This window comes from Salegentibacter chungangensis (assembly GCF_042678405.1).
Taxonomy (GTDB): Bacteria; Bacteroidota; Bacteroidia; order Flavobacteriales; family Flavobacteriaceae; genus Salegentibacter_A; species Salegentibacter_A chungangensis.
The window spans coordinates 295-666 of the sequence record NZ_JBHTLI010000006.1; the positions used below are offsets into that span (position 1 = coordinate 295).

The window sequence follows — 372 nt, forward strand, 5'->3', positions numbered from 1 at the left end:
GTCTGTAAAGGTCCATACAATAGTATAGGTTCCCTGGTTTGAATAGGAAAGCGGATCAGTGGTTGTACCGTTGATGCTTCCGTTACAGTTATCGGTAGCGGTTGGTACATTGCTCACTGTTGCGTTACATTGCCCTGTTACTGTTGGCAGGCTTGCTGCATCGGCCACCGGCGCAGTAGTATCATCTATAATTACGGTCTGGTTCTGTGTGGAAGAGTTTCCTTCAGAATCTGTAAAGGTCCATACAATGGTATAGGTTCCCTGGTTTGAATAGGAAAGCGGATCAGTGGTTGTACCGTTGATGCTTCCGTTACAGTTATCGGTAGCGGTTGGTACATTGCTCACCGTTGCGTTACACTGCCCTGTTACTGT

The 372-nt window shown here is 47.0% G+C and carries 1 protein-coding gene; it reads right to left on the bottom strand.

The window, feature by feature from the left end:
* Positions 1–372, bottom strand: a 372-nt coding sequence (locus ACFQ3Q_RS14070) for an HYR-like domain-containing protein (protein ID WP_380746927.1), incomplete at both ends; no start/stop codon positions are given.